The organism is Pseudomonas sp. FSL R10-0056 (assembly GCF_009600105.1).
Taxonomy (GTDB): Bacteria; Pseudomonadota; Gammaproteobacteria; order Pseudomonadales; family Pseudomonadaceae; genus Aquipseudomonas; species Aquipseudomonas bubulae.
The window spans coordinates 17989-44134 of sequence record NZ_WIWL01000184.1; the positions used below are offsets into that span (position 1 = coordinate 17989).

20 protein-coding genes are annotated in these 26146 nt (G+C 59.4%); 14 read left to right on the forward strand and 6 right to left on the reverse strand.

Annotation, left to right across the window (positions count from 1 at the left end; all coding sequences use genetic code 11):
• Window positions 1–73: 73 nt before the first annotated feature.
• Window positions 74–943 (reverse strand): translation elongation factor Ts, encoded by an 870-nt coding sequence (tsf, locus tag GHO42_RS14645; protein ID WP_095001308.1) that lies wholly within the window; start codon window positions 941–943, stop codon window positions 74–76.
• Window positions 944–1149: 206 nt separating this feature from the next.
• Window positions 1150–1893, reverse strand: a complete 744-nt coding sequence (rpsB, locus tag GHO42_RS14650; RefSeq protein WP_016781981.1) for a 30S ribosomal protein S2 — start codon at window positions 1891–1893, stop codon at window positions 1150–1152.
• 883 nt (window positions 1894–2776) lie between these two features.
• On the opposite strand from rpsB, the gene map reads away from it, so the two are divergent.
• The 3 genes from map to dapC are packed head-to-tail and all read left to right on the forward strand — an operon-like array spanning window position 2777 to window position 7615.
• Entirely contained in the window at window positions 2777–3631 is an 855-nt protein-coding gene (gene map, locus GHO42_RS14655) for a type I methionyl aminopeptidase (RefSeq protein WP_095001307.1), read from the forward strand.
• 55 nt (window positions 3632–3686) lie between these two features.
• Window positions 3687–6389 carry a [protein-PII] uridylyltransferase gene (locus tag GHO42_RS14660; protein ID WP_095001306.1) on the forward strand — a complete coding sequence of 901 codons (2703 nt, stop codon included), beginning with the start codon at window positions 3687–3689 and terminating at the stop codon, window positions 6387–6389.
• A gap of 26 nt (window positions 6390–6415) precedes the next feature.
• Entirely contained in the window at window positions 6416–7615 is a 1200-nt protein-coding gene (dapC, locus tag GHO42_RS14665) for a succinyldiaminopimelate transaminase (RefSeq protein WP_095001305.1), read from the forward strand.
• 105 nt (window positions 7616–7720) lie between these two features.
• Here dapC and GHO42_RS14670 read toward each other — a convergent pair whose 3' ends face one another.
• The gene (locus tag GHO42_RS14670) at window positions 7721–9367 is read right to left on the reverse strand and encodes a Na+/H+ antiporter (protein WP_095001304.1); all 1647 of its coding nucleotides are present in this window, start codon (window positions 9365–9367) and stop codon (window positions 7721–7723) included.
• A 229-nt stretch (window positions 9368–9596) separates the two neighbouring features.
• Here GHO42_RS14670 and GHO42_RS14675 point away from each other — a divergent pair, with 229 nt between their 5' ends.
• Genes GHO42_RS14675 through GHO42_RS14690 form a run of 4 tightly spaced genes read left to right on the forward strand, consistent with a single transcriptional unit; the run spans window position 9597 to window position 12694 of the window.
• Window positions 9597–9959 (forward strand): ArsC family reductase, encoded by a 363-nt coding sequence (locus tag GHO42_RS14675; protein ID WP_095001396.1) that lies wholly within the window; start codon window positions 9597–9599, stop codon window positions 9957–9959.
• Between the two features lie 35 nt (window positions 9960–9994).
• Window positions 9995–11029: a 2,3,4,5-tetrahydropyridine-2,6-dicarboxylate N-succinyltransferase gene (gene dapD, locus GHO42_RS14680; RefSeq protein ID WP_095001303.1), complete on the forward strand. Its 1035-nt coding sequence runs from the start codon at window positions 9995–9997 to the stop codon at window positions 11027–11029.
• 58 nt (window positions 11030–11087) lie between these two features.
• Window positions 11088–12293 (forward strand): aminotransferase class V-fold PLP-dependent enzyme, encoded by a 1206-nt coding sequence (locus GHO42_RS14685; RefSeq protein WP_153328077.1) that lies wholly within the window; start codon window positions 11088–11090, stop codon window positions 12291–12293.
• On the forward strand, window positions 12290–12694 hold the full coding sequence (locus GHO42_RS14690) for a SufE family protein (RefSeq protein WP_095001301.1): 405 nt from the start codon (window positions 12290–12292) through the stop codon (window positions 12692–12694). Before GHO42_RS14685 ends, GHO42_RS14690 begins: the two co-directional genes overlap by 4 nt.
• A gap of 121 nt (window positions 12695–12815) precedes the next feature.
• Here the strand turns inward: GHO42_RS14690 and tcdA are convergent, their stop codons facing one another.
• Entirely contained in the window at window positions 12816–13634 is an 819-nt protein-coding gene (gene tcdA, locus GHO42_RS14695) for a tRNA cyclic N6-threonylcarbamoyladenosine(37) synthase TcdA (RefSeq protein ID WP_095001300.1), read from the reverse strand.
• A gap of 276 nt (window positions 13635–13910) precedes the next feature.
• Between tcdA and GHO42_RS14700 the strand changes: the two genes are divergently transcribed.
• From GHO42_RS14700 to GHO42_RS14715, 4 genes are all read left to right on the forward strand, one after another.
• Complete coding sequence (locus tag GHO42_RS14700) at window positions 13911–16502, forward strand: glycosyltransferase (protein WP_095001299.1); 2592 nt, start codon at window positions 13911–13913, stop codon at window positions 16500–16502.
• Window positions 16503–16597: 95 nt separating this feature from the next.
• Complete coding sequence (gene dapE / locus GHO42_RS14705) at window positions 16598–17749, forward strand: succinyl-diaminopimelate desuccinylase (RefSeq protein ID WP_095001298.1); 1152 nt, start codon at window positions 16598–16600, stop codon at window positions 17747–17749.
• Window positions 17749–18558, forward strand: a complete 810-nt coding sequence (locus tag GHO42_RS14710) for a putative RNA methyltransferase (RefSeq protein WP_095018175.1) — start codon at window positions 17749–17751, stop codon at window positions 18556–18558. The genes dapE and GHO42_RS14710 overlap by 1 nt, the downstream gene beginning before the upstream one ends.
• Window positions 18559–18638: 80 nt before the next feature.
• On the forward strand, window positions 18639–19016 hold the full coding sequence (locus tag GHO42_RS14715) for a hypothetical protein (RefSeq protein ID WP_095001296.1): 378 nt from the start codon (window positions 18639–18641) through the stop codon (window positions 19014–19016).
• Window positions 19017–19143: 127 nt separating this feature from the next.
• Here GHO42_RS14715 and GHO42_RS14720 read toward each other — a convergent pair whose 3' ends face one another.
• Window positions 19144–19353 carry a cold shock domain-containing protein gene (locus GHO42_RS14720; RefSeq protein ID WP_095001295.1) on the reverse strand — a complete coding sequence of 70 codons (210 nt, stop codon included), beginning with the start codon at window positions 19351–19353 and terminating at the stop codon, window positions 19144–19146.
• Window positions 19354–19592: 239 nt separating this feature from the next.
• Between GHO42_RS14720 and plsB the strand changes: the two genes are divergently transcribed.
• The 3 genes from plsB (at window position 19593) to GHO42_RS14735 (ending at window position 22914) form a co-directional block, all read left to right on the forward strand.
• Complete coding sequence (gene plsB / locus GHO42_RS14725) at window positions 19593–22091, forward strand: glycerol-3-phosphate 1-O-acyltransferase PlsB (protein WP_095018176.1); 2499 nt, start codon at window positions 19593–19595, stop codon at window positions 22089–22091.
• A 123-nt stretch (window positions 22092–22214) separates the two neighbouring features.
• Complete coding sequence (locus GHO42_RS14730; protein WP_153328079.1) at window positions 22215–22391, forward strand: hypothetical protein; 177 nt, start codon at window positions 22215–22217, stop codon at window positions 22389–22391.
• 178 nt (window positions 22392–22569) lie between these two features.
• The gene (locus GHO42_RS14735) at window positions 22570–22914 is read left to right on the forward strand and encodes a YbaY family lipoprotein (RefSeq protein ID WP_256670612.1); all 345 of its coding nucleotides are present in this window, start codon (window positions 22570–22572) and stop codon (window positions 22912–22914) included.
• 163 nt (window positions 22915–23077) lie between these two features.
• On the opposite strand, the gene GHO42_RS14740 is transcribed toward GHO42_RS14735, so the two are convergent.
• The gene (locus tag GHO42_RS14740; protein ID WP_153328081.1) at window positions 23078–26143 is read right to left on the reverse strand and encodes an efflux RND transporter permease subunit; all 3066 of its coding nucleotides are present in this window, start codon (window positions 26141–26143) and stop codon (window positions 23078–23080) included.
• Between the last annotated feature and the right edge of the window lie 3 nt (window positions 26144–26146).

Sequence of the window (26146 nt, forward strand, 5' to 3'; positions counted from 1 at the left end):
AATCCCCTCCCATTTGAAAAGAGGCTGCGCGCGTGAGCGGGCAGCCTCTTCGGGTCGACAGTTTAGAACCGTCTTATTGCTTGCTTGCAGCCACTTGAGCAGCAACTTCAGCAGCGAAGTCGTCAACTGGCTTCTCGATGCCATCACCTACTTTGAAGTAAGTGAAGGAAACGATTTCAGCGCCGGCTTTCTTGGCCAGATCGCCGACCTTGATTTCCGGGTTCTTGACGAACGCTTGCTCAACCAGGCTGGCTTCAGCCAGGAACTTGCTGATACGACCGGCAACCATTTTTTCAACGATTTCGGCTGGCTTGCCTTTGATCTTGTCTTCGTTGAGGCTCATGAACACGGTTTTTTCGCGTTCGATGGCATCAGCGGAAACTTGCGAAGGCAGCAGGAACTCAGGGTTGCTTGCAGCTACGTGCATGGCGATGTCACGAGCCAGCTCAGCGTTGCCGCCTTTCAGAGCTACAACAACACCGATCTTGTTGCCGTGCAGGTAAGCATCAACAACGTCACCTTCGATGCGGGCCAGACGACGGATGTTGACGTTCTCGCCTACTTTACCAACCAGAACCAGACGATCAGCTTCTTGAGCAGCGATCAGCGGAGCTGCGTCGGTCAGTTTGTCAGCGAACGCTTTTTCAACGCTGTCAGCAACGAATTTTTTGAAGTCGTCTTGCAGAGCCAGGAAGTCGGTTTGCGAGTTGACTTCAAGAATTACAGCCGACTTGTTGTCGTCTGCAACTTTAACTGCGATAGCGCCTTCAGCAGCAACGTTACCTGCTTTTTTGGCTGCCTTGATGGCGCCCGAAGCACGCATGTCATCAATGGCTTTTTCGATGTCGCCGCCAGCCTTGGTCAAGGCTTTCTTGCAGTCCATCATGCCTTCGCCAGTACGCTCACGCAGTTCTTTAACCAACGCTGCAGTAATCTCTGCCATTTCAAAATTCCTCTTGGATAGGTTTTCAACCATTCCACCCGACCGAACGGGCGTTCAATTCGTTTGAAGCGCACCCCGAATCAACCGTGCAGGTCGCCATCTGATACAGATACAACAAACAGGGTTACAACAAATGGATTTCGAGGTGGCAAAAAGGGGGCCAAGCCCCCTTTTTGCGTACTGAGTAAACGCTAGGCGTTAATTACTCAGCCTTCAACTACCGCTGCAGCTGGAGCTTCTTCGACGAAAACGTCGGTGCCGCCAGCAACGTGGTTACGGCCTTTGATCACAGCATCAGCCATCGCACCCATGTACAGCTGGATAGCGCGGATTGCGTCATCGTTACCCGGGATGATGTAGTCAACACCTTCTGGGCTGCTGTTGGTATCGACAACGCCGATTACCGGGATACCCAACTTGTTAGCTTCGGTGATCGCGATACGCTCGTGGTCAACGTCGATAACGAACAGAGCGTCTGGCAGACCGCCCATGTCCTTGATACCACCCAGGCTACGATCCAGCTTCTGCAGATCGCGAGTGCGCATCAGCGCCTCTTTCTTGGTCAGCTTGGCGAAAGTACCGTCTTCTGCCTGGATTTCAAGGTCACGCAGACGCTTGATCGAAGCACGAATGGTTTTGAAGTTGGTGAGCATGCCGCCCAACCAGCGGTGATCCACGTACGGCGAACCGCAACGTGCTGCTTCTTCAGCAACGATCTTGCCAGCGGAACGCTTGGTGCCGACGAACAGAATCTTGTTTTTGCCCTGGGCCAGGCGCTCAACGAAAGTCAGAGCTTCGTTGAACATTGGCAGGGTTTTTTCAAGGTTGATGATGTGGATCTTGTTACGCGCGCCAAAGATGTATTTACCCATCTTCGGGTTCCAGTAACGGGTTTGGTGACCGAAGTGCACACCGGCCTTCAGCATATCGCGCATGTTGACTTGGGACATGATAGTTCCTTAATAAGTCGGGTTAGGCCTCCACGTATCCCAACGACCAACCAGCAGCTTCAAAGCTGAAGGCACCCAGGTCATCGTGTCGACACGTGTGTGGGTTTGTGCTCTGCGGGCTATACCCGCAAAGCGGCGCATTTTATACCACAAGATGCATTAAAAACGAAGTGTGAATTCAGACTTTATTGCTAAAGCGTTGCCCTGCAAGGGCTTACGCCTAGCTTGCTCTTGCTTCTTGTCCAACAATACCACTTCCACCAGCAAAATATTCCAAACACCGAGCAAGCCCATAACAGCGTCGGAGCCAGACGGCCGCACAACACAACAAGTCTGACACCTGGGCCAGGGCCGCTTCTGAATTGACCGAACAGGCCGGCCGGTCGGCCGCCTCGGGGCGCAGTGCTTTTGATCTGCCTGCCCTCCCGGGAGGCCGAGAGGAGGTTCTGCGGAGTGGGTCGACCGGCATGGATGCCGGGAGAGCCGCGATGGGCCATGGATGGCCCGTGGCGGCGGGCCCACGGAGCAGAGCCGGAGCGAGGGAACCTGAGCGCAGCGAAGGCCGTACGATGGGGCGAGGACCTTTTGGTTCCTTTTGGGTCCTTCCAAAAGGGACTCGACGTAAGGTCGAAACCATAGTCTCAGTTAGACACAAATGCTGGATATGTACGCGCAATGCCATTTAAAACTACCGAGTACATACCTATTCGGCCTCACGAAGGTTCGGCCTCACGAAGGGCGAAAAAATCAAAAGCGCGGGCTTCGGCCGCTTACCTTATTCGCGCGGGGCCTTGGAATAGAACCAGGATGCTCCTATCTATTAAGAGAAGCGATGGCTACAGGCCCACGACTAACGCCGACCGTCTGTTAGAATCGTACTTTTATGACGGCGTGCCGCGATTCACAGCACGCCCGCAATCCTGATGATGAGCGCCAACGCGCGAAGAGAGCCCGAATGACCGTCACCCTCAAAACCCCAGAGGACATCGCAAAAATGCGTATCGCCGGCAAACTGGCCGCCGAAGTCCTGGAAATGATCGCCGAGTACGTAAAACCCGGCGTCACCACTGAAGAGCTGGATCGCATCTGCCATGACTATATCGTCAATGTGCAAAAGGCCATCCCTGCCCCGCTCAACTATAAAGGCTTTCCCAAGTCGATCTGCACCTCGATCAATCACGTGGTATGCCACGGCATCCCGGGCGACAAGGTATTGAAGGACGGCGACACCCTGAACATCGACGTCACCGTGATCAAGGACGGCTACCACGGCGACACCAGCCGCATGTTCCACGTCGGCAAGGTTCCGGTATGGGCCGAGCGCCTGTCGCAAGTGACCCAGGAATGCATGTACAAGGCTATCGAAATCGTTAAACCGGGCTGCCGCCTGGGCGATATCGGCGAAGTGATCCAGAAGCACGCTGAAAAGAACGGTTTTTCTGTCGTACGCGAGTTCTGCGGCCACGGTATCGGCAAGGTATTCCACGAAGAGCCGCAGATCCTGCACTACGGCCGCGCTGGCACCGGTATGGAGCTCAAGGCCGGCATGACCTTCACCATCGAGCCGATGATCAATCAGGGCAAGGCCGACACCAAGGTGCTGGGCGACGGCTGGACCGCCATCACCAAGGACCGCAAGCTGTCTGCCCAGTGGGAACACACCCTGCTGGTCACCGACACCGGTTACGAAATTTTCACCCTGCGCAGCGATGACACCATCCCCCGCGTTTCGGCCTGAAACTTGCGTGTTTTCACCGTTTAGCCCGTAAAACCCAGCACAGGAATGCCAATCGATGCCGCAGGTGGATCCAGAACTTTTTGACCGCGGCCAGTTCCAGGCCGAGCTGGCATTAAAGGCGAGCCCCATTGCCGCTTTCAAAAAGGCGATCCGCCAGGCTCGGGAGGTACTCGACGAACGCTTCAAAAAGGGGCGTGATATTCGCCGCCTGATCGAAGACCGTGCATGGTTCGTCGACAACATCCTGCAACAGGCGTGGGACCAGTTCAGCTGGAGCGCTGAGGCCGACATCGCGCTGGTCGCCGTCGGCGGCTATGGCCGCGGCGAGTTGCACCCTTATTCCGACATCGATCTGCTGATCCTGCTGGACAACGCAGATCACGAAGTTTTCCGTGATTCCATTGAGCGTTTTCTGACACTTCTTTGGGACATAGGCCTGGAAGTAGGTCAGAGCGTGCGCTCGGTGGATGAGTGCGCAGAGCAGGCCCGCGCCGACCTGACCATCATCACCAACTTGATGGAAAGCCGCACCGTGGCGGGCCCCGAGCATTTGCGCCAGCGCATGCTGGACGTCACCAGCACCGCCCACATGTGGCCCAGCAAGGAGTTTTTCCTGGCCAAGCGCGCCGAGCAAAAGGCCCGCCACCACAAGTACAATGACACCGAATACAACCTGGAGCCTAACGTCAAGGGTTCGCCCGGCGGCCTGCGCGATATCCAGACCATTTTGTGGGTAGCCCGCCGCCAGTACGGCACCCTGAATTTGCGCGCCCTTGCCGGCGAAGGCTTTCTGGTAGAAAGCGAGCACGCCCTGCTGGCCTCGTCCCAGGAATTTTTGTGGAAGGTGCGCTACGCCCTGCACATGCTTGCCGGGCGTGCCGAAGACCGTCTGCTGTTCGACCACCAGCGCAGCATCGGCGAACTGCTCGGCTTTGCCGGCGAAGACGCCAAGCAGACCATCGAAAATTTCATGCAGCAGTACTACCGGGTGGTCATGAGCATTGCCCAGCTCAGCGACCTGATCATCCAGCACTTCGAAGAAGTGATTCTCGCCCCCGAGGACGAAGCGCCGCCAACCCCGTTGAACTCGCGCTTCCAGTTGCACGATGGCTATATCGAAGCCACCAGCGACCACGTGTTCAAGCGCACCCCCTTCGCCATGCTGGAAATCTTCCTGCTGATGGCACAGCACCCCGAGATCAAGGGCGTGCGGGCCGACACCATCCGCCTGCTACGCGAACATCGCTACCTGATCGACGAAGATTTCCGCAAAGACATCCGCAACACCAGCCTGTTTATCGAACTGTTCAAGTGCAAGATCGGCATCCACCGCAACCTGCGCCGGATGAACCGTTACGGCATCCTGGGCCGTTACCTGCCCGAGTTTGGTTTTATCGTCGGGCAAATGCAGCATGACCTGTTCCACATTTATACGGTCGATGCCCACACCCTGAACCTGATCAAACACCTGCGTAAGCTGCAATACACCCAGGTATCGGAGAAATTCCCGCTCGCCAGCAAGTTGATGGCCAAGCTGCCCAAGCCCGAGCTGATCTACCTGGCCGGGCTGTACCACGATATCGGCAAGGGCCGCCACGGCGACCATTCCGAAATCGGTGCCGTGGATGCAGAAGCGTTCTGCATCCGTCATCAGTTGCCGCAGTGGGACACGCGCCTGATCGTGTGGCTGGTACAAAACCACCTGGTGATGTCCACCACCGCCCAGCGCAAGGACCTGTCCGACCCGCAGGTCATCCATGATTTTGCCCAGATTGTGGTGGACGAAACCCACCTCGACTACCTCTATGTGCTGACTGTCGCCGATATCAACGCCACCAACCCGACGCTGTGGAACTCCTGGCGCGCCAGCCTGTTGCGCCAGCTCTACACCGAGACCAAGCGTGCCTTGCGTAGAGGCCTGGAAAACCCGGTGGACCGCGAAGAACAGATCCGCCAGACGCAAAGTGCGGCGCTGGATATTCTGGTGCGCGGGGGTACCGACCAGGATGACGTGGAACAGCTCTGGTCACAGCTGGGCGACGACTATTTCCTGCGACACTCCTCTGCCGACGTGGCCCTGCATACCGAAGCCATCCTGCAGCAGCCTGCCGATGGCGGCCCGCTGGTGCTGATCAAGGAAACCACCCAGCGCGAGTTCGAGGGCGGCACGCAGATCTTCATCTATGCACCCGACCAGCACGACTTCTTCGCCGTGACAGTGGCCGCCATGGACCAGCTCAACCTGAACATCCATGACGCACGCATTATCACCTCCAGCAGCCAGTTCACCCTCGATACCTATATCGTGCTCGACAACGATGGCGGCTCGATTGGTAACAACCCGGCGCGTATCGAAAAAATCCGTAAGGGGCTGACCGAAGCCCTGCGCAACCCGGACGACTACCCGACCATCATCCAGCGCCGCGTGCCGCGCCAGCTCAAGCACTTTGCCTTTGCGCCCCAGGTCACGATCCATAACGACGCCCAGCGCCCGGTGACCGTGCTGGAGCTCAGCGCCCCCGACCGCCCGGGTCTGCTGGCTCGCATCGGAATGATCTTTCTGGAGTTTGATCTGTCGCTGCAGAACGCCAAGATTGCCACCCTGGGTGAACGCGTCGAAGACGTCTTTTTCATTACCGATGCAAACAACCAGCCGCTGTCCGACCCGCAGCTGTGCATGCGTTTGCAGGAAGCGATCGTCGAGCAACTGACGGTCAACCAGGATTCAACCCCAGAACCGTGGCGCCTGAGCATTTAACCGCCGCCGAGTGAGACCCGCACCCCATGAACAACGCTCTAAACCAGCTGCAGCCTTACCCGTTCGAAAAATTGCGCGCCCTGCTTGGCAGCGTGCAGCCCAACGCCGACAAGCGCCCGATCGCGCTGTCGATTGGCGAACCCAAGCACCGCTCGCCGGACTTCGTGGCCAAGGCACTGGCTGACAACCTCGACCAGATGGCGGTCTACCCGACCACCCTGGGCATCCCGGCGCTGCGCGAAGCTATCGCCGACTGGGCCGAGCGTCGTTTCAACGTGCCAAAAGGCTGGCTTGACCCGGCGCGCAATATCCTGCCGGTCAACGGCACCCGTGAAGCCCTGTTTGCCTTCACCCAGACCGTGGTCAACCGTGGTGACGACGCTCTGGTGGTGAGCCCGAACCCGTTCTACCAGATCTATGAAGGGGCCGCCTTCCTGGCAGGCGCTCAGCCGCACTACCTGCCGTGCCTGGCCGAGCATGGGTTCAACCCGGATTTCGACGCCGTATCCGTCGACACCTGGAAACGCTGCCAGATCCTGTTCCTGTGCTCGCCGGGTAACCCGACCGGTGCGCTGATCCCGCTTGAAACCCTGAAAAAACTGATCGCACTGGCCGACGAACACGACTTCGTGATCGCCGCAGACGAGTGCTACAGCGAGCTGTACTTCGACGAGAAGACACCACCGGTCGGCCTGCTCAGCGCCTGTGTGGCCCTGGGCCGTGAAGACTTCAAGCGTTGCGTGGTGTTCCACAGCCTGTCCAAGCGCTCCAACCTGCCGGGTTTGCGTTCCGGTTTTGTGGCCGGCGATGCCGACATCCTCAAGGCGTTCCTGCTGTACCGCACGTACCATGGCTGCGCAATGCCGGTACAAACCCAGCTGGCAAGCATTGCCGCCTGGAACGACGAAGACCACGTACGTAGCAACCGTGACCTGTATCGCGAGAAGTTTGATGCGGTGTTGGAGATTTTAACCCCGGTACTGGATGTGCAGCGCCCGGATGGCGGCTTCTACCTGTGGCCCAGGGTTGAAGGCGACGACGCCGAATTCTGCCGCGACCTGTTTGCCCAAGAGCACGTCACCGTAGTGCCGGGCTCTTATCTGTCCCGCGAAGTAGACGGTTTCAACCCCGGCGCTGGTCGCGTACGCATGGCCCTGGTTGCGCCACTGGCTGAGTGCGTGGAAGCCGCCGGGCGGATCCGCGACTTTATCCAGCGCCGCGGCTAAACCGCCCCTGTGGGAGCGGGCTTGCTCGCGATGCAAGCGATGCGGTCTGCCAGACGAACCGCTGCGATGCCATCGCGAGCAAGCCCGCTCCCACATAAAGCTGGGTTATTTCACCGTTCCCAGGTTGGCCTCGCTCAAGTCCAGGTCCTTGAGGATTTCGCTCAGGGCGTCGTCGCCGATTTCGTGATGGCGGCGCAAGCTGTACAGTTCCAGCCGCTGCGCCCGCAGTGCCTTGAGCCGCAAACGGCTTTCCAGCTGGTCCATTTGCGAAGCCAGTGCCTGGGCCTCCGCCGAGTCGTTGTACACCTCAAGCTGATGACGGTACTCAGACATGATCCGCGCCTTTAGCTCAGCCGCCAGAGCCGCCTGGGCCGCATCCTGCTGACCATCGGCCTCCACCACCTCTTCTGCTTCCAGCGCGTGAATCGCCGCTTCTGCGGTGCGCCGCCAGGCTTCGCGCACTTCTTTGCGCATGGCATCGTCCGGGCTTTTTGGAATACCGCGCAACAACACCGGCAAGGCGATGCAGGCTGCCACCAGCGACAGCAAAATCACCCCGGCAGCAATAAAGATCAGCAAATCACGCTCAGGAAAATTCAAACCCTCGCTGACCAGCAGCGGTACCGACATCACGCCCGCCAGGGTCACCGCACCGCGTACCCCGCCCACGGTCAGCAGCCAGCAGGAGCGGGCTGTCGGCACCATCGTCAGCTCGCCCTTGCCACGCCAGCGGCGCAACAGGCCGGACAGCCGCCAGATGCTCTGCACCCAGATGAAGCGCAGCGCCAGCAGCACCAGAAAAATCGCCACCACATCCAGGCAGCGATACATCAAGGTCGGCCACAGAGTCGTTTCGTGGCTGACCACCGCCTTGATGATGTCCGGCAATTGCAGGCCCAACAGCAAAAAGATCAACCCGTTGAAGGCAAACTCCAGCAGCGACCACACACTGCGATTAAGCAGGCGGGTGCTGGTCTGACGCGGCAACAGGTCCAGCCAGCTCTGCATCATCCCCGCCGCCACCGCCGACAGGATGCCCGAAGCACCCAAGCGTTCGGCCAGTACATAGGCGGCAAAAGGCAGCAGCAACATAAACACCACATGGGTGGCCGGGTCATCCCAGCCACGGGCGATCATCCACGCGCGCAAACGCCCCACCAGCCAGCTCAGGGCGACGCCAATGGCCAGCCCGCCACAGGCCACCAAGATGAAGGTCAGGCTGGCATTGGCCAGGGAAAACACCCCGGTAATGGCAGCCACCAGGGCGAACTTGAAGGTCACCAGGCCCGTGGCGTCATTCATCAGCGCCTCGCCTTGCAGCATGTGCATCAAGGGTGCGGGCAAGCGATTCTGTGCAATGGCCGATACCGCCACCGCATCAGTGGGTGACAGTACTGCTGCCAGGGCAAATGCCACCGGCAAGGGGATGGTCGGCAACAGCCAATGGATGAAATAACCCGCACCCACCACCGTAAACAAAACCAGCCCTACTGCCAGGGTCAGAATCGGCCCGCGCAGGCGCCAGAACTCACGCTTGGGCATGCGCCAGCCATCCGAGAACAGCAGCGGCGGCAAGAACAGAAACAGGAACAGCTCAGGTTCCAGCGCCACATGCAGGCCCAGTGTCGGCCAGGCCAGTACGGCACCGGCAGCAATCTGCACCAGCGGCAAAGGCAGAGGTATGACACGCCCCAACAGACGCGAAATCCCCACCAGCATCAGCAGGATAAGGACGGTATAGGCGGTTTGCATATCAGCAGAGTTCCCGAACGATCAGTTTTAAACTAAATAAATAGCAACAATTTCCCATTGCGCTCCATAGTAGCGTCTAACCGTAAAAGCCGAGCCTGAACAAAAGTAGCAGTGCGACGACATGTCACAAGTCTGTGCCAAGCTCGCAGCCAATCACGCCCAAGGGCGCTGCGCATGGCATAATCCGCGACTGCTCATTTACCGCATCTCCAAAGGGGGGGCAATTTCCGTGACCGATTCAAGCAAGACGTTGCACCTTTTCGGCATCAAAGCCTGCGACACCATGAAAAAGGCTCGCACCTGGCTCGATGAACATGCAGTGCACTACGATTTCCATGACTACAAAAGCAGCGGCATTGACCGTGAACACCTGACCCGCTGGTGCAATGAGCACGGCTGGGAAGTGGTGCTCAACCGCGCCGGTACAACCTTTCGCAAGCTCGACGACGAACGCAAAGCCGATCTCGACCAAGCCAAAGCCATTGAACTGATGCTCGCCCAACCCTCGATGATCAAGCGCCCGGTGCTCGATCTCGGTGACAAAACCCTGATTGGCTTCAAGCCAGATCTTTATGCGGCGGCCCTTCTGTAAGCGCCCGCCCATTTATTTTTGTAAGAGGTAATTGCATGTCTACTACCCTGTTCAGCGCAGCCTTCGGCGTCGGCACCCAAAACCGCCAAGGCGCATGGCTGGAAGTGTTCTACGCACAACCCCTGGTCAATCCATCGGCCGAGCTGATTGCAGCCATCGCACCGATTCTGGGCTACACCGGTGGCAATCAGGCAATCACCTTTACTACCGCCCAAGCCGCACAGATGGCTGAAGCCGCCAAACCGGTCGACGCCGCCCAGGCTGCCCTGCTGACCCGCCTGGCCGAAAGCCACAAGCCGCTGGTTGCCACCCTGCTGGCCGAAGACGCTACTCTGACCTCGACGCCAGAGGCCTACCTCAAGCTGCACCTGCTGTCCCATCGTCTGGTCAAGCCCCACGGCCTGAGCCTGGCGGGCGTGTTCCCGCTGCTGCCAAACGTGGCATGGACCAGCCAGGGCGCCATCGATCTGGGCGAACTGGCCGAGCGTCAACTCGAAGCGCGCCTGCGTGGCGATCTGCTGGAAGTGTTCTCGGTCGACAAGTTCCCGAAAATGACCGACTACGTGGTTCCGGCCGGTGTGCGCATCGCTGATGCGGCACGTATCCGCCTGGGCGCCTACGTCGGCGAAGGCACCACCGTGATGCACGAAGGTTTCGTCAACTTCAACGCTGGTACCGAAGGCCCGGGCATGATCGAAGGCCGTGTATCGGCAGGCGTGTTTGTCGGCAAGGGTTCGGACCTGGGTGGCGGTTGCTCGACCATGGGCACCCTGTCGGGCGGTGGCAACATCGTGATCAAGGTGGGCGAAGGCTGCCTGATCGGCGCCAACGCCGGTATCGGCATCCCGCTGGGTGACCGCAACACCGTCGAGTCCGGCCTGTACGTGACCGCAGGTACCAAAGTGGCCCTGCTGGACGAAAACAACCAGTTGGTCAAAGTGGTCAAGGCCCGTGACCTGGCTGGCCAGCCTGACCTGTTGTTCCGCCGCAACTCGGAAACCGGCGCTGTGGAATGCAAAACCCACAAGTCGGCCATCGAGCTGAACGAAGCACTGCACGCTCACAACTAAGCGTCTGTCTGCAACTGACGGGGCCGGCTTCCGGCCTCGTCAACAGAGCCCGAACACCATGCTTTTGCCTTCTCCCTGGCGCGCTGACTTTCCCGCCATCGCCGCCTTGCAACGTCAGGACCAGACGTATCTGGACAGCGCTGCCACCACGCAAAAACCCCAAGCCCTGCTCGACGCACTGACGCATTACTACGCCAACGGCGCAGCCAATGTACACAGGGCCCAACATCTGCCGGGCGCCCACGCGACCCAGGCATTCGAAAACACCCGCCACAAAGTGACGCAATGGCTCAATGCCGGCGAGTGCGGGCAAATCGTGTTCACCCACGGCGCCACGTCAGCGCTGAACCTTCTGGCCTACGGCCTGGAGCACCAATTCAATACGGGCGATGAAATCGTTATCAGCGCCCTGGAACATCACGCCAACTTGCTGCCGTGGCAGCAACTTGCAAAGCGTAAAAAGCTGGCCCTGGTGGTACTGCCACTGGATGCCGACGGCGTGATCGACCTCGTGGCCGCCGCACGCCTGATCACCCCGCGCACTCGCCTGTTGGCCGTGAGCCAGTTATCCAACGTCCTTGGTGTGTGGCAGCCCCTGCCCGAACTGTTGGCGCTGGCCAGGGCACAGAATGCACTGACCGTGGTTGACGGCGCCCAGGGTGTTGTCCACGGTCGCCAGGACGTTCAGGCGCTGGGTTGTGACTTCTATGTGTTTTCCGCCCACAAGCTCTATGGCCCCGACGGGCTGGGCGTGCTGTTTGGCCGTCATGAAGCCCTGGCCCGCATGCAACACTGGCAGTTTGGCGGCGAGATGGTGCAGGACGCCGACTATCAGCACGCCACCTTTCGCCCGGCACCGCTGGGATTTGAAGCTGGTACCCCGCCGATTGCCAGCGTGATCGGACTGGGGGCAACCCTCAACTATCTGGCCAACCTCAACCAGGGCGCAGTCCAGGCCCACGAAACAGCACTGCACCGATTGCTCGTCGAGGGTTTGCAGCAGCGCCAGGGCATTCGTCTGCTGGGCGCCCCGCAACTGGCCCTGGTCAGTTTTGTAGTCGAGGGCGTCCACAACGCCGATCTGGCCCATCTGCTGACCGAACAGGGGATTGCCGTTCGCGCCGGGCATCATTGCGCCATGCCACTGCTTAAAAGCCTTGGTCTGGCTGGTGCCATCCGTGTTTCGCTGGCGCTATACAATGACTCAGAAGATCTGGAGCGTTTTTTCCTCGCCCTCGATCAGGCGCTGGAGTTGCTGCAATGACCCTGCCCGCCGACGCCCAGGCGGCGCTCGACAGCTTTGAGCATTGCACCGGCTGGGAACAGCGTGCACGCCTGCTGATGCAATGGGGCCAGCGATTGCCGGAACTCAGCGAGGCCGACAAAACCGACGCCAACCGGGTGCATGGCTGTGAAAGCCAGATGTGGCTGGTGGGCAAACAGGTCGATGGCCAATGGCAGTTTGCGGCCAGCAGTGAAGCGCGACTGATTCGCGGGCTGGTGGCGTTGCTGCTGGTGCGGGTGAACGGCTTGACCACGCAAGAGCTGCTGCAGGTCGATTTGCCAGGATGGTTCGAGCAATTGGGGCTTAGCCGGCAGTTGTCGCCATCGCGCAGCAATGGGCTCAATGCGGTGCTGGTGCGGATGCGGGAATTGGCAGCCTGACCATTGCCGCCCCCTGTGGGAGCGGGCTTGCTCGCGATGCGGGCGATTCGGTTTATCTGAAACACCGCGCCGGTGCTATCGCGAGCAAGGCCGCTCCCACAGGCCAGGTCCGAGGCGAGCCTTATTCCTGTGGTGCAGGCTTTACCTTCTCCGAAGGCCGGCGCACGCCCGCCACGATCTTGTCCACCGCCTTGGTCGCCGCCACCATGCCGAAGGTGGCCGTCACCATCATCACTGCGCCAAACCCGCCAGCACAGTCCAGCTTCACCCCGTCACCGACAAAACTCTTCTGCAGGCAAATGCTGCCGTCCGGCTTTGGGTAGCGCAGCTGCTCGGTGGAGAACACACACGGCACGCTGTAGTGACGGGTCATGGTGCGCGAAAATCCATAATCGCGGCGCAAGGTCGAGCGCACCTTGGAGGCCAGAGGGTCATTGAAGGTACGGTTCAAGTCACAGACCTGAATCAGCGTCGGGTCAATTTGCCCGCCCGCGCCACCGGTGGTGATGATCTGTATCTTGCGCCGCTTGCACCAGGCAATCAGCGCCGCCTTGGCATTCACACTGTCGATGCAGTCGATCACGCAATCAATATCGGGGGTGATGTAGTCGGCCATGGTTTCGCGCGTCACGAAATCGGCCACCTCATGAACCTTGCAGTCAGGATTGATCTGACGCAGGCGTTCGGCCATCACCTCAACCTTGTCCCGACCAATGGTCGTACTCAAGGCGTGTAACTGGCGGTTGCTGTTGCTGACGCACACGTCATCCAGATCAAACAGCGAAATTTCGCCGACGCCGCAGCGCGCAATCGCTTCCGCTGCCCACGACCCGACGCCGCCTACACCGACGATCGCCACATGCGCCGCCTTCAGTCGTTCAAGGCCTTCCAGCCCATATAACCGGGCTACACCGGCAAAACGTGGATCTTCTGTACTCATGACCAACACCCCAAAAACCGGCGCGCATTATAGGGTTCTTACATTGCATTGAGTATCTTTCCTACAAGCTATGCGACCAAGCCTGCTTTAATAGCCTGCTACGGAAGAAGATAAGAGCTACAACTAATAAAGAAAGAACTTAAGTCGGCTGTAAGTGCCAAACGCCAGACTCAATTCCGTCCGCTATACGATTGGTCAAAGCACAGTGTAGGATGCGCGCCGTTTGGCACCCGCCGACCGATCTTCGTTCCACTCCCTTTGGAACCCGAAATAGTTATGTCATCGCGTAAATTTGGACTCAATCTGGTGGTGGTCCTGGCCATCGCCGCGCTCTTCACAGGCTTCTGGGCGCTGATCAATCGCCCGGTCTCTGCGCCCAACTGGCCCGAGCAAATCTCCGGTTTTTCGTACTCGCCGTTCCAGCAAGGCCAGTACCCACAGAAAGACCAGTACCCGACCGACGACGAAATGCGTCGCGACCTGGAAATCATCAGCAAGCTGACCGACAACATCCGGACTTACTCGGTTGACGGCACCCTGGGCGACATTCCCAAGCTGGCCGAAGAATTCGGCCTGCGCGTGACCATCGGGATCTGGATCAGCCCTGATCTGGAGCGCAACGAGCGGGAAATCCAGAAAGCCATCGAGCTGGCCAACAACTCACGCAGCGTGGTGCGGGTTGTGGTGGGCAACGAAGCCCTGTTCCGCGAAGAAATCACGCCCGAAGACCTGATCGTGCTGCTGGATCGGGTGCGCGCCGCGGTCAAGGTGCCGGTCACCACGTCCGAGCAATGGCATATTTGGGAAAAGTACCCGCAACTGGCCAAGCACGTTGACCTGATCGCCGCGCACATCCTGCCCTACTGGGAATTTATCCCGGTGGACAAGGCCGGCGAATTCGTCCTGGACCGTGCCCGCGACCTGAAAAAAATGTTCCCGAAAAAACCGCTGCTGCTGTCGGAAGTTGGCTGGCCGAGCAATGGCCGCATGCGCGGTGGCGCTGACGCTACCCCGGCCGACCAGGCGATTTATCTGCGTACGTTGGTCAATACCCTCAACCGCCGGGGCTACAACTATTTTGTGATCGAAGCCTTCGACCAGCCGTGGAAGGCCAGCGACGAAGGTTCAGTGGGCGCGTACTGGGGCGTGTACAACGCTGCCCGCCAGCAAAAATTCAATTTTGAGGGGCCGGTGGTGGCGATTCCACAGTGGCGCGTACTGGCCATCGGCTCGGTGGTCATGGGCCTGCTGTCGCTGGCACTGCTGCTGATCGACGGTTCCGCCCTGCGCCAGCGTGGCCGCACCTTCCTGACCTTTACCGCTTTCCTCTGCGGCTCGGTGCTGGTGTGGATCGCCTATGACTACAGCCAGCAATACAGCACCTGGTTCAGCCTGACTGTGGGCTTTCTGCTTGGCTTAGGTGCGCTCGGGGTGTTTATCGTGCTGCTCACCGAGGCCCATGAACTGGCCGAAGCAGTATGGATTCGCAAGCGGCGAAGGGAGTTTTTACCGGTAGAAGCCGACGATGCCTACCGTCCGAAAGTCTCGATCCATGTGCCGTGCTACAACGAGCCGCCGGAGATGGTCAAACAGACCCTCGACGCCCTGGCCAACCTCGACTACCCCGATTTCGAAGTGTTGATCATCGACAACAACACCAAGGACCCGGCAGTCTGGGAGCCGGTGCGCGATTACTGCGCCACCCTCGGCCCGCGCTTCAAGTTCTTCCACGTCGCGCCCCTGGCCGGTTTCAAGGGCGGCGCGCTGAACTACCTGATCCCGCATACCGCGCCGGATGCCGAAGTGATTGCCGTGATCGACTCTGATTACTGCGTGGACCGCAACTGGCTCAAGCATATGGTGCCGCACTTTGCCGACCCGAAAATCGCCATCGTGCAATCGCCACAGGACTACCGCGACCAGAACGAAAGCACCTTCAAAAAGCTCTGCTACTCCGAATACAAGGGCTTTTTCCATATCGGCATGGTCACCCGTAACGACCGCGATGCGATCATTCAGCACGGCACCATGACCATGACCCGCCGTTCAGTGCTCGAAGAACTGGGCTGGGCAGACTGGTGCATCTGTGAAGACGCCGAGCTGGGCCTGCGGGTATTTGAAAAAGGGTATTCCGCCGCGTATTCCCACAACAGCTATGGCAAGGGCCTGATGCCCGATACCTTTATCGACTTCAAGAAACAGCGATTCCGCTGGGCCTACGGTGCGATTCAGATTATCAAGCGTCACACCTCCAGCCTGTTGCTGGGCAAAGACACGGAGCTGACCCGTGGCCAGCGCTATCACTTCCTCGCAGGCTGGTTGCCATGGGTGGCCGACGGCATGAATATTTTCTTCACTGTCGGTGCCCTGTTGTGGTCGGCGGCGATGATCATCGTGCCAACGCGGGTCGACCCGCCACTGTTGATTTTCGCCATTCCGCCACTGGCGCTATTTGTGTTCAAGGTGGGCAAGATCATTTTCCTGTACCGCCGTGCAGTGGGGGTCAACCTCAAGGACGCCTTCGCCGCGGCACTGGCCGGGCTGGCGTTGTCCCACACCATCGCCAAAGCCGTGCTGTACGGGTTCTTCACCACCAGCATCCCGTTCTTCCGGACGCCTAAAAACGCCGATAACCACGGCTTTTGGGTAGCGATCTCGGAAGCCCGCGAAGAGGTGTTCATCATGCTGCTGCTCTGGGGCGCGGCTGTGGGGATTTTCTTCGTACAAGGCCTGCCGAGCAACGACATGCGTTTCTGGGTGGTGATGCTGCTGGTGCAATCGTTGCCGTATCTGGCAGCGCTGATCATGGCCTTTATGTCTTCGTTGCCTAAACCGGTCGAAGAAGCACAAGAGCAACCCGCTGCATAAATCGACTGCAACCACTAAACGGCGGCCTCTGGCCGCCGTTTTGCTTTAAGATAACCGCCCTTTTGTGCCTTGTGTCCCGCTTCGGAGTCCCTACCATGACGGCCCACGCCGACCTTTCGCCGACCCTGCAACTCGCCTGCGATCTGATCCGTCGCCCTTCCGTGACGCCGATCGACGCTGACTGCCAGAAGCTGATGATGCAGCGCCTGGGCGATGCCGGCTTCATGCTTGAGCCGATGCGCATCGAAGACGTCGACAACTTCTGGGCCACCCACGGCAAACACGAAGGCCCGGTGCTGTGCTTCGCCGGCCACACTGACGTGGTACCGACCGGCCCGGTACAGGCCTGGCAGAACGACCCGTTCGACGCGCTGATCGATGAGCACGGCATGCTCTGCGGCCGTGGCGCGGCCGACATGAAAGGCAGCCTGGCAGCCATGCTGGTGGCCGCTGAACGCTTTGTCTGCGACTACCCGGACCACAAGGGCAAGGTCGCATTTTTGATCACCAGTGACGAAGAAGGCCCGGCCCATCACGGCACCAAGGCCGTGATCGAACGTTTCGCCGCACGTAACGAGCGTCTGGACTGGTGCATCGTCGGTGAGCCGTCCAGCACTTCCCTGGTGGGTGATGTGGTCAAGAACGGCCGTCGCGGTTCTCTGGGGGCCAAGCTCACCGTTCGCGGCGTTCAAGGCCATGTGGCCTACCCGCATCTGGCCAAGAACCCGATTCATCTGGCCGTGCCTGCGCTGACCGAGCTGGCCGCCGAGCATTGGGACAACGGCAATGCCTTTTTCCCGCCAACCAGCTTCCAGATTTCCAACCTCAACTCAGGCACAGGCGCGACCAACGTCATCCCGGGTGATCTGGTTGCAGTGTTCAACTTCCGCTTCTCCACCGAGTCCACCGTTGAGGGCCTGCAAAAGCGCGTCGCGGACATCCTGGACAAGCACGGCCTGGACTGGCACATCGACTGGGCGCTGTCCGGCCTGCCGTTCCTGACCGAGCCGGGGGCGCTGCTGGATGCCGTGTCGTCGAGCATCAAGCAGGTGACCGGTCGCGAAACCAAGGCTTCCACCAGCGGTGGCACATCCGACGGTCGCTTTATCGCGACCCTGGGCACCCAGGTGGTAGAGCTGGGGCCGGTCAACGCGACCATTCACCAGGTCAACGAACGGGTGCTGGCCAGCGATCTCGACGTGTTGACCGAAATCTACTATCAGACCCTGATCAAGTTGCTCGCCTGATGCTCGCCTGCCCGATCTGCTCCGAGCCGCTCAACGCGGCAGACAATGGTGTGGTGTGCCCTGCCGGCCATCGCTTTGACCGTGCCCGCCAGGGCTACCTGAACCTGCTACCGGTGCAACACAAGAACAGCCGTGACCCAGGCGACAACCAGGCTATGGTTGAAGCCCGCCGCGACTTTCTTAACGCCGGGCATTACGCCCCTGTGGCCAAACGCCTGGCCGAACTGGCCGCCGAACGCGCGCCGCAGCGCTGGCTCGACATCGGCTGTGGCGAGGGTTACTACACCGCGCAAATCGCCGACGCGCTGCCCAACGCCGATGGCTACGCGCTGGATATCTCCCGCGAAGCGGTCAAGCGTGCCTGTAAACGCAGCCCGCAACTGACCTGGTTGATCGCCAGCATGGCCCGCGTGCCACTGGCTGACGCCAGCTGCCAGTTCCTGGCCAGTGTGTTCAGCCCGCTGGACTGGCTCGAAGCCAAGCGCCTGCTCACCCCCGGTGGCGGCCTGATGCGTGTAGGCCCGACCCGCGGTCACTTGATGGAATTGCGCGAACGCCTGTACGACGAAGTCCGGGATTACGCCGACGACAAGCATCTGGCCCTGGTGCCCGAAGGCATGTCGCTACAGCACAGTGAAACACTGGAGTTCACCCTCAGCCTGAGCGAACCCCAGGATCGCGCCAACCTGCTGGCCATGACCCCTCACGGCTGGCGTGCCAGTGCCGAGCGGCGCGCCGAGGTCATCGAGCACCCCGAGCCTTTAGTGGTGACCGTGTCGATGCGCTACGATTACTTCGTACTTCAATAACCCATTTTACGGCCAGGGGCACATGCCCTTGGCCCGACTAATCCGCGAATGGATTTTTCAGACACGCAGTGAGGACATCCATGCGCCAACCCGATATCGAGATTTACCTGAAAGAAGCCGTCACTTACAAAGACGTCGAAGCCTGGCTGGCAAACGTGCTGGGACCGTGCACGGAATGGAAAAAGAAAGGCGAAACCTGGAAGTGCATGGCCGGCAACGTGCCCGTAACCTGGATGCCAAAAGCTGTAGGCAAATGGAATAGCCTGTACCTGGACAGTGACCAGACGCCGTGGGAAGACGACATCGCCTGCGCCAAGGCTGCTTTTGAGGCATTGCACATCGAAGTGCGCTGCGCGCCGGGCAGCTGGGTTGAAGAACAGGGCGAGGCAGACGCCGACCGCTGGATCCGCATCAGCGAAGACGGCCAGGAAGAAATCACCTGGAAAACCGGTTCCTGATTCGGACCGGCCATAGATCCCTTGTGGGAGCTGGCTTGCCTGCGATGCGACCGACGCGGTGTCTATGTGCACATGCGCTGATGCAATCGCGAGCAAGCCCGCTCCCACAGGGAGGGCAAGCAGTGCCTTACAACCCCACTACATCCTCGGCCTGCAGGCCCTTGGCGCCCGAGACCTGGGTGTATTCGACCTGCTGACCTTCGGCCAGGCTGCGATGGCCTTCACCGCGAATGGCACGGTAATGCACAAACACATCAGCCCCGTCTTCGCACTGGATAAAGCCGTAGCCCTTTGCGTCGTTAAACCACTTCACATTGCCCGTTACACGTGCAGTCATGGAACATCCCCCCTTTTTATTATTGATCGGGCTCGTTAACTGGCCCTTTGAGAACTATCGTTTGAACCTGACTCTGCAAAACTCTGTCTGACGCAGTATCGCGAAAGACCACCGAGTATAGGTCAGGCAAAAAAACACTCAATCAATATTAGTTCAGCGCTTTTTTGCCGATTTTGCGCTGATACTGCAAACTACCCGACCGAGTAAACGCTCGTTTAATTCACTAACGCAGAAGCCGTATGACCCCCTCCCCATTCCGCCGCCTTGTATTTGGCGCCCTGCGTCGCTTGCTGTACCTGTGGGTGCGCTCGGAGACCATCAACCAGTCTTCGCTGACCCTGAACCTGGATCGCAGCCGACCGGTGTTCTATGTACTGCAATCGCCCTCGCTGACCGAGCTGGCCGTTGTCGACGCCGAGTGCTCCAAAGCCGGCCTGCCGCGCCCGGTGCTGCCAGTTGCCGTAGGCGAGATGATAGAGCCAGCTGCCTTCTTCTACCTGACCCCCGAGCCGGACTGGCTGGGGCGTCAGGACAAGCGTGGCGCACCGCCGGTATTGACCCGACTGGTTGACGGCTTGAGCCAGCACCCGGGGGAAGACGCGCAAATCATCCCGGTCAGCGTATTCTGGGGCCAGTCCCCCGACAGCGAGTCCAGCCCCTGGAAACTGCTGTTCGCCGACAGCTGGGCCGTGACCGGGCGTTTGCGGCGCATGCTGCGCATCCTGATTCTGGGCCGTAAAACCCGCGTGCAGTTCTCGGCCCCTATCCATATGCGAGAGCTGGTCGACCTCAACAAGGGCCACGAACGCACCGTGCGCATGGCCCAGCGCATTTTACGGGTGCACTTTCGCAACCTGAAAATCTCGACCATCGGCCCCGACCTGTCGCACCGGCGTACGCTGGTAAAGGGCCTGGTCAACGAGCCTTCCGTGCGCCAGGCGATTCTCGATGAAGCCGAGCGCGAGAATATTTCACCCGACAAGGCCCGTGCCCTTGCGCTGCGCTACGCCAATGAAATCGCCTCGGACTACACCTACACCGCGATCCGTTTTTTTGAAGTACTGCTGAGCTGGTTCTGGAACAAGATTTACGACGGGGTCAAGGTCAACCAGATCGAGAGCGTGCAAAAGGTCGCCCAGGGCCATGAGATCATTTATGTGCCGTGCCACCGCAGCCATATCGACTACCTGCTGCTGTCCTATCTGCTGTTTCGCAACGGCCTGACCCCGCCGCACATTGCCGCCGGGATCAACCTGAACATGCCGGTGCTGGGCCCGCTGCTACGCCGTGGCGGGGCATTTTTCATGCGCCGCACCTTCAAGGGCAACCCGTTGTACACCTCGGTGTTCAACGAATACATGCACACCCTGTTCACCAAGGGTTTCCCGGTTGAGTACTTCGTCGAAGGTGGCCGCTCGCGCACCGGACGCATGCTGCAACCGAAAACCGGGATGCTGGCCATCACCGTGCGCAGTTTCCTGCGTTCATCACGCACGCCGATCGTGTTCGTACCCGTGTACATCGGTTACGAACGCGTTCTTGAAGGCCGTACCTACCTGGGTGAGCTGCGCGGCGCCAGCAAGAAAAAAGAGTCGATTTTTGACATTTTCAAAGTGATCGGTGCGCTGAAAAAACAGAAGTTCGGTCAGGTCGCAGTCAACTTCGGCGAGCCGATCAAGCTGGCCGAGTTTCTTGAGCAGGAGCAGCCGGGCTGGCGTCAGCAGGAGCTTGCACCGTCCTACCGCCCTGAATGGCTGAGCCAGACCACCAACCGCCTGGGAGAAAAGGTTGCCCGGCATCTGAATGAAGCGGCGGCCATCAACCCGGTAAACCTGGTGGCACTGGCCTTGCTGTCCACTACCCGCCTGGCCCTGGATGAGCAAGCCATGGCCCGGGTACTGGACCTCTATCTGGCCCTGCTGCGCCGTGTGCCTTACTCGCCGTACACCACCTTGCCCGAAGGCGATGGCCCGGCGCTGATCAAGCATGTCAAAGACATGAATCTGCTGGCCGAGCAAAGCGATGCGCTGGGCAAGATCCTCTATCTGGATGAGCAGAACGCGGTACTGATGACTTATTACCGCAACAACGTGATGCATATCTTTGCCTTGCCATCATTGCTCGCCAGCTTCTTCCAGAGCACTTCGCGCATGAGCCGCGAACAGATCCTGCGCTACACCCATGCGCTGTATCCGTACCTGCAATCGGAACTGTTTATCCGCTGGTCCGAGCAAGAACTCGACGGAGTGGTCGATCAATGGCTTGAAGCCTTTGTCGAGCAAGGGTTGCTACGGTTCGAAAAAGACGTGTACCTGCGCCCTGCGCCAAGCTCGCGACACTTTGTATTGCTGACGCTGCTGTCCAAAAGCATTGCGCAAACCCTGCAGCGCTTTTACATGGCCATATCCCTGCTGCTCAACAGCGGCCAGAACACCCTGAGCGCCGAAGAACTGGAAGACCTGTGCACCATGATGGCCCAGCGCCTGTCGATTCTGCATGGGCTCAACGCCCCGGAATTCTTCGACAAGAGCCTGTTCCGGCACTTTATCCAGACCTTGCTTGAAGAGGACGTGTTGCGCCGCGATAGCAATGGCAAGCTGAGCTACCACGAATTGCTCGGTGAACTGGCTGAAGGGGCCGCCAAGCGCGTGTTGCCTGCGGAAATCCGCCTGTCCATTCGCCAGGTGGCATTGCACCGCAGTGAAGATGCCGCGGATATTTCCGAGAGCGTGGGATAATCCTGCAAAGTTGAGTTGAAACGTCTCAACCGGTTTCAGCCTTCCAATCCGCGACTAGCCTTGGATGTGTGCCGAAGATTTCGGCACACATCCAAAGCAAACCAACGATAAGGAAGTCTGGAAATGACCCAAGACAACAAAACCCCCTCCGAACACCCCTCTCCTGAAACCAGGGGTAATGCTGGCACGCCCTGGCATGTTCAGAATCCCGATGGCAGCGTCCACGGTGGCAACGGCATCCAACCCGCCAGCCACAACAACCCCCCTGACGAATCCCAGGATGAACCTCTGACTGAATAACCCACTGAAACAGCAGCGGTTGTCAGGCACAGGTTTGCCGCTTCAAAGGCAAGTTCATTGCTAGAATCCCTTCCATTCTCCAGTGTGAAATGTCTTACACAGGAAAAGAAACGGAGTCTGCCCTATGAAATAGTTACTTTTACTGAGCCTGACCGCCCTGCTGGGAGCCTGTAGTTCCATGACCTCGACCCCGCAAGCGTCCCTCGACGGTGAAGTGTTCTACCTGCAACGTATCGCCCTGCCACCTACCGCTACACTGGAAGTGAGCCTGCAGGATGTGTCTCTGGCCGACGCGCCAGCGGTAACACTGGCCAAACAGAGCGGCCCGGTAAAAGGCCAGGTGCCACTGCCTTTCCACCTGACCTATGACCCGGCGCAAATCAAACCCGGCCACACTTACGCAATCAGCGCGCGGATTGAAGAGAACGGCCAGTTGCTGTTTATCAACACCGAGCGCAACAGTGTCGACCTGACGGCCAAGACCCAGCAGCCGATCCGTGTGCGCGTGGATCAGATTCGCTAATCCGCAGGCTCGCCCTCACCCCAACCCTCTCCCGGAGGGAGAGGGAGCCGATTGGGGGATTTTCAAGAATCTCGGCAGTCTGAAAGCATTGAGTTGAATCCCGCATCAACGCGGTCGGTCCCCTCTCCCTCCGGGAGAGGGTTAGGGAGAGGGGCTTTGGCTCCTAGACCTTCTTCACCTTGAACCAAGCCGCATACAACGCAGGCAAGAACAGCAACGTCAGCACAGTCGCCACGATCAACCCGCCCATAATGGCCACCGCCATCGGCCCGAAGAACACGCTGCGTGACAGTGGAATCATCGCCAGTACCGCCGCCAGCGCGGTCAGCACAATCGGCCGGAACCGCCGTACCGTCGCTTCAATCACCGCCCGCCACGGGTCCAGCCCCGCCGCCTTGTCCTGCTCGATCTGGTCCACCAGGATCACCGAGTTGCGCATGATCATCCCCGACAACGCAATGGTGCCCAGCATCGCCACAAAACCGAACGGTTTGCCAAACAACAACAGGAACAATGTCACCCCGATCAAACCCAAAGGCGCCGTCAGGAATACCATCACCATGCGCGAGAAACTGCGCAACTGCACCATCAGCAACGTCAGCACTACCACGATAAACAGAGGTACACCGGCCTTCACCGAGTCCTGGCCGCGGGTGGAGTCTTCCACCGTGCCACCCACTTCCAGCAGATAGCCATCTGGCAGCTCGGCACGCACACCTTCCAGGGTCGGCAGAATCTGCTGCACCAGGGTCGCCGGTTGCTCCTTGCCGTAAATATCCGCCCGCACCGTCACGGTCGGCAGACGATTGCGGTGCCAGATAATGCCTTCTTCAAAGCCGTACTCCAGGGTCGCAATCTGCGACAGGGCAACGCTCTGGCCATTATCGGTCGGTACCGCCAGGCTCGGCAGCAGCGCCAGTTCGGTACGTTCCTGGGCTGTGCCGCGCAGCAGAATTTCGATCAACTCGTTATCTTCGCGGTACTGGCTGACCGTCGAGCCCAGCAAGGTACTTTGCAAGAAGCGCGACAGGTTGGCCGTACTCACCCCCAGGGCACGCGCCCGGTCCTGATCGATATTGAGGTTGACCACCTTGCTTGGCTCTTCCCAGTCCAGGTGCACGTTAACCACATGGGGGTTGCCCCGCACCTGGACTGCGACCTTGCGCGCCAGCGCCCGTACCTCTTCGATATGCTCGCCGGTCACCCGAAACTGCACCGGATAGCCCACAGGCGGGCCGTTTTCCAGACGCGTCACCCGCGAGCGTATCGTCGGGAACTGTTCATTGAGCGTGTCGATCAACCAGGTGCGCAGGCTTTCCCGGTCCTCGATGGTCTTGGCCAACACCACAAACTGGGCAAAGCTCGCCGCGGGCAGTTGCTGATCCAGTGGCAGGTAATAGCGGGGCGAACCGGTGCCTGCGTAAGCCACATAGTTCTCGATGCCCGGGTGATCCTTGAGCAGTGCCTCGAGCTGCTTGACCTGGTCGGTGGTGTTGCTCAACGAAGCACCCTCGGCCAGCTTCATATCGACCATCAGCTCCAGTCGGCTGGACGCCGGGAAGAACTGCTGCGGAACAAACTTGAACAGCACCACCGAGCCTATAAACACCAACGCGGTCAGGGCAATCACGGTTTTGCGCCGGGTCACGCACCACTCCACCAACCGACGTACGCGCTGGTAAAATGGCGTTGCATAGGGGTCAGGCACGCCAGCCCCTGTGCCGTGTTTGGCCGCATGAATCTTCGCCAGGTCCGGTAACAACAGCGCGCCCAAATACGGCACAAACACCACCGCAGCCACCCACGACGCCAGCAGGGCAATGGTCACCACCTGGAAAATCGAGCGGGTGTATTCGCCGGTGCTCGACTGCGCCATGGCAATCGGCAAAAAGCCCGCAGCCGTTATCAGCGTACCGGTGAGCATCGGGAACGCGGTGCTGGTCCAGGCAAAGCTGGCGGCCTTGAGCCGGTCGTAGCCCTGCTCCATTTTGATCGCCATCATTTCCACGGCGATGATCGCGTCGTCGACCAGCAGGCCCAGCGCCAGCACCAACGCGCCCAGCGAGATCTTGTGCAGGCCGATGCCAAAGTAATGCATGGCGGCAAAAGTCATGGCCAGCACCAACGGAATGGTCAGCGCCACCACCATGCCAGTACGCACACCCAGGGAGAAAAAACTCACCAGCAAAACGATGACCAGTGCTTCGACCAGCACCTGCACAAACTCACCAACGCTGGTTTTCACCGCCGCAGGCTGGTCTGACACTTTGCCCAGTTGCATCCCCGCCGGAAGGTTTTTCTGGATCCGCTCAAACTCGGTGTCCAGTGCCTTGCCCAGCACCAGAATATCGCCACCGTCCTTCATCGCCACGGCCAGGCCAATCGCGTCCTGGCCCATAAAGCGCATGCGCGGTGCCGGAGGATCATTAAAACCGCGACGCACATCCGCCACGTCGCTGATGCGCAAGGTGCGCTCGCCTACGCGAATGGGGAAGCGCTCGATCTCTTCGACCGTCTTGAAGTTACCGCTCACACGCAATTGCACGCGCTCGGTCGGGGTTTCGAAGAAGCCCGCCGTCGATACTGCGTTTTGCTCTTCAAGGGCTTTTTGCACGGCAGCCAGCGGCAAACCCAGGGTCGCGAGCTTGAGGTTGGACAGTTCGATCCAGATTTTTTCGTCCTGTAGGCCCAGCAACTCGACCTTGCCCACATCCTTGACCCGCTGTAGCTGGATCTGGATACGGTCAGCGTAGTCCTTGAGTACCGCGTAGTCGTAACCTTCGCCGCTCAGGCTGTAGATATTGCCGAAAGTGGTGCCGAATTCATCGTTGTAGAACGGCCCCTGCGCATCCGGCGGCAAGGTGTGGCGTATATCACTGATCTTTTTGCGTACCTGATACCACAGCTCGGGAATCTGGTCGGAATGCATCGAGTCGCGGGCCATAAAGGTCACTTGCGATTCACCCGGGCGCGAGAACGAGACAATGCGCTCGTACTCGCCGGTTTCCATCAGTTTCTTCTCGATTCGCTCGGTGACCTGACGCGAGACTTCTTCAGCCGTGGCGCCCGGCCACAGGGTGCGGATTACCATCGCCTTGAAGGTAAACGGCGGGTCTTCGCTTTGCCCTAATTTGGTGTAAGAAAGACCGCCAACGATTGCCAGCAACAGCATCAGAAACAGGACGATCTGGCGATTACGCAATGCCCATGCAGACAGGTTGAAACCCATGGG

What these genes read in the sequence shown, in the direction of transcription:
- tsf (WP_095001308.1), bottom strand. Translation starts at nt 943, where the DNA reads ATGGCAGAGATTACTGCAGCGTTGGTTAAAGAACTGCGTGAGCGTACT.
- rpsB (WP_016781981.1), bottom strand. Translation starts at nt 1,893, where the DNA reads ATGTCCCAAGTCAACATGCGCGATATGCTGAAGGCCGGTGTGCACTTC.
- map (WP_095001307.1), top strand. Translation starts at nt 2,777, where the DNA reads ATGACGGCGTGCCGCGATTCACAGCACGCCCGCAATCCTGATGATGAG.
- GHO42_RS14660 (WP_095001306.1), top strand. Translation starts at nt 3,687, where the DNA reads ATGCCGCAGGTGGATCCAGAACTTTTTGACCGCGGCCAGTTCCAGGCC.
- dapC (WP_095001305.1), top strand. Translation starts at nt 6,416, where the DNA reads ATGAACAACGCTCTAAACCAGCTGCAGCCTTACCCGTTCGAAAAATTG.
- GHO42_RS14670 (WP_095001304.1), bottom strand. Translation starts at nt 9,367, where the DNA reads ATGCAAACCGCCTATACCGTCCTTATCCTGCTGATGCTGGTGGGGATT.
- dapD (WP_095001303.1), top strand. Translation starts at nt 9,995, where the DNA reads ATGTCTACTACCCTGTTCAGCGCAGCCTTCGGCGTCGGCACCCAAAAC.
- GHO42_RS14685 (WP_153328077.1), top strand. Translation starts at nt 11,088, where the DNA reads ATGCTTTTGCCTTCTCCCTGGCGCGCTGACTTTCCCGCCATCGCCGCC.
- GHO42_RS14690 (WP_095001301.1), top strand. Translation starts at nt 12,290, where the DNA reads ATGACCCTGCCCGCCGACGCCCAGGCGGCGCTCGACAGCTTTGAGCAT.
- tcdA (WP_095001300.1), bottom strand. Translation starts at nt 13,634, where the DNA reads ATGAGTACAGAAGATCCACGTTTTGCCGGTGTAGCCCGGTTATATGGG.
- GHO42_RS14700 (WP_095001299.1), top strand. Translation starts at nt 13,911, where the DNA reads ATGTCATCGCGTAAATTTGGACTCAATCTGGTGGTGGTCCTGGCCATC.
- dapE (WP_095001298.1), top strand. Translation starts at nt 16,598, where the DNA reads ATGACGGCCCACGCCGACCTTTCGCCGACCCTGCAACTCGCCTGCGAT.
- GHO42_RS14710 (WP_095018175.1), top strand. Translation starts at nt 17,749, where the DNA reads ATGCTCGCCTGCCCGATCTGCTCCGAGCCGCTCAACGCGGCAGACAAT.
- GHO42_RS14715 (WP_095001296.1), top strand. Translation starts at nt 18,639, where the DNA reads ATGCGCCAACCCGATATCGAGATTTACCTGAAAGAAGCCGTCACTTAC.
- GHO42_RS14720 (WP_095001295.1), bottom strand. Translation starts at nt 19,353, where the DNA reads ATGACTGCACGTGTAACGGGCAATGTGAAGTGGTTTAACGACGCAAAG.
- plsB (WP_095018176.1), top strand. Translation starts at nt 19,593, where the DNA reads ATGACCCCCTCCCCATTCCGCCGCCTTGTATTTGGCGCCCTGCGTCGC.
- GHO42_RS14730 (WP_153328079.1), top strand. Translation starts at nt 22,215, where the DNA reads ATGACCCAAGACAACAAAACCCCCTCCGAACACCCCTCTCCTGAAACC.
- GHO42_RS14735 (WP_256670612.1), top strand. Translation starts at nt 22,570, where the DNA reads ATGACCTCGACCCCGCAAGCGTCCCTCGACGGTGAAGTGTTCTACCTG.
- GHO42_RS14740 (WP_153328081.1), bottom strand. Translation starts at nt 26,143, where the DNA reads ATGGGTTTCAACCTGTCTGCATGGGCATTGCGTAATCGCCAGATCGTC.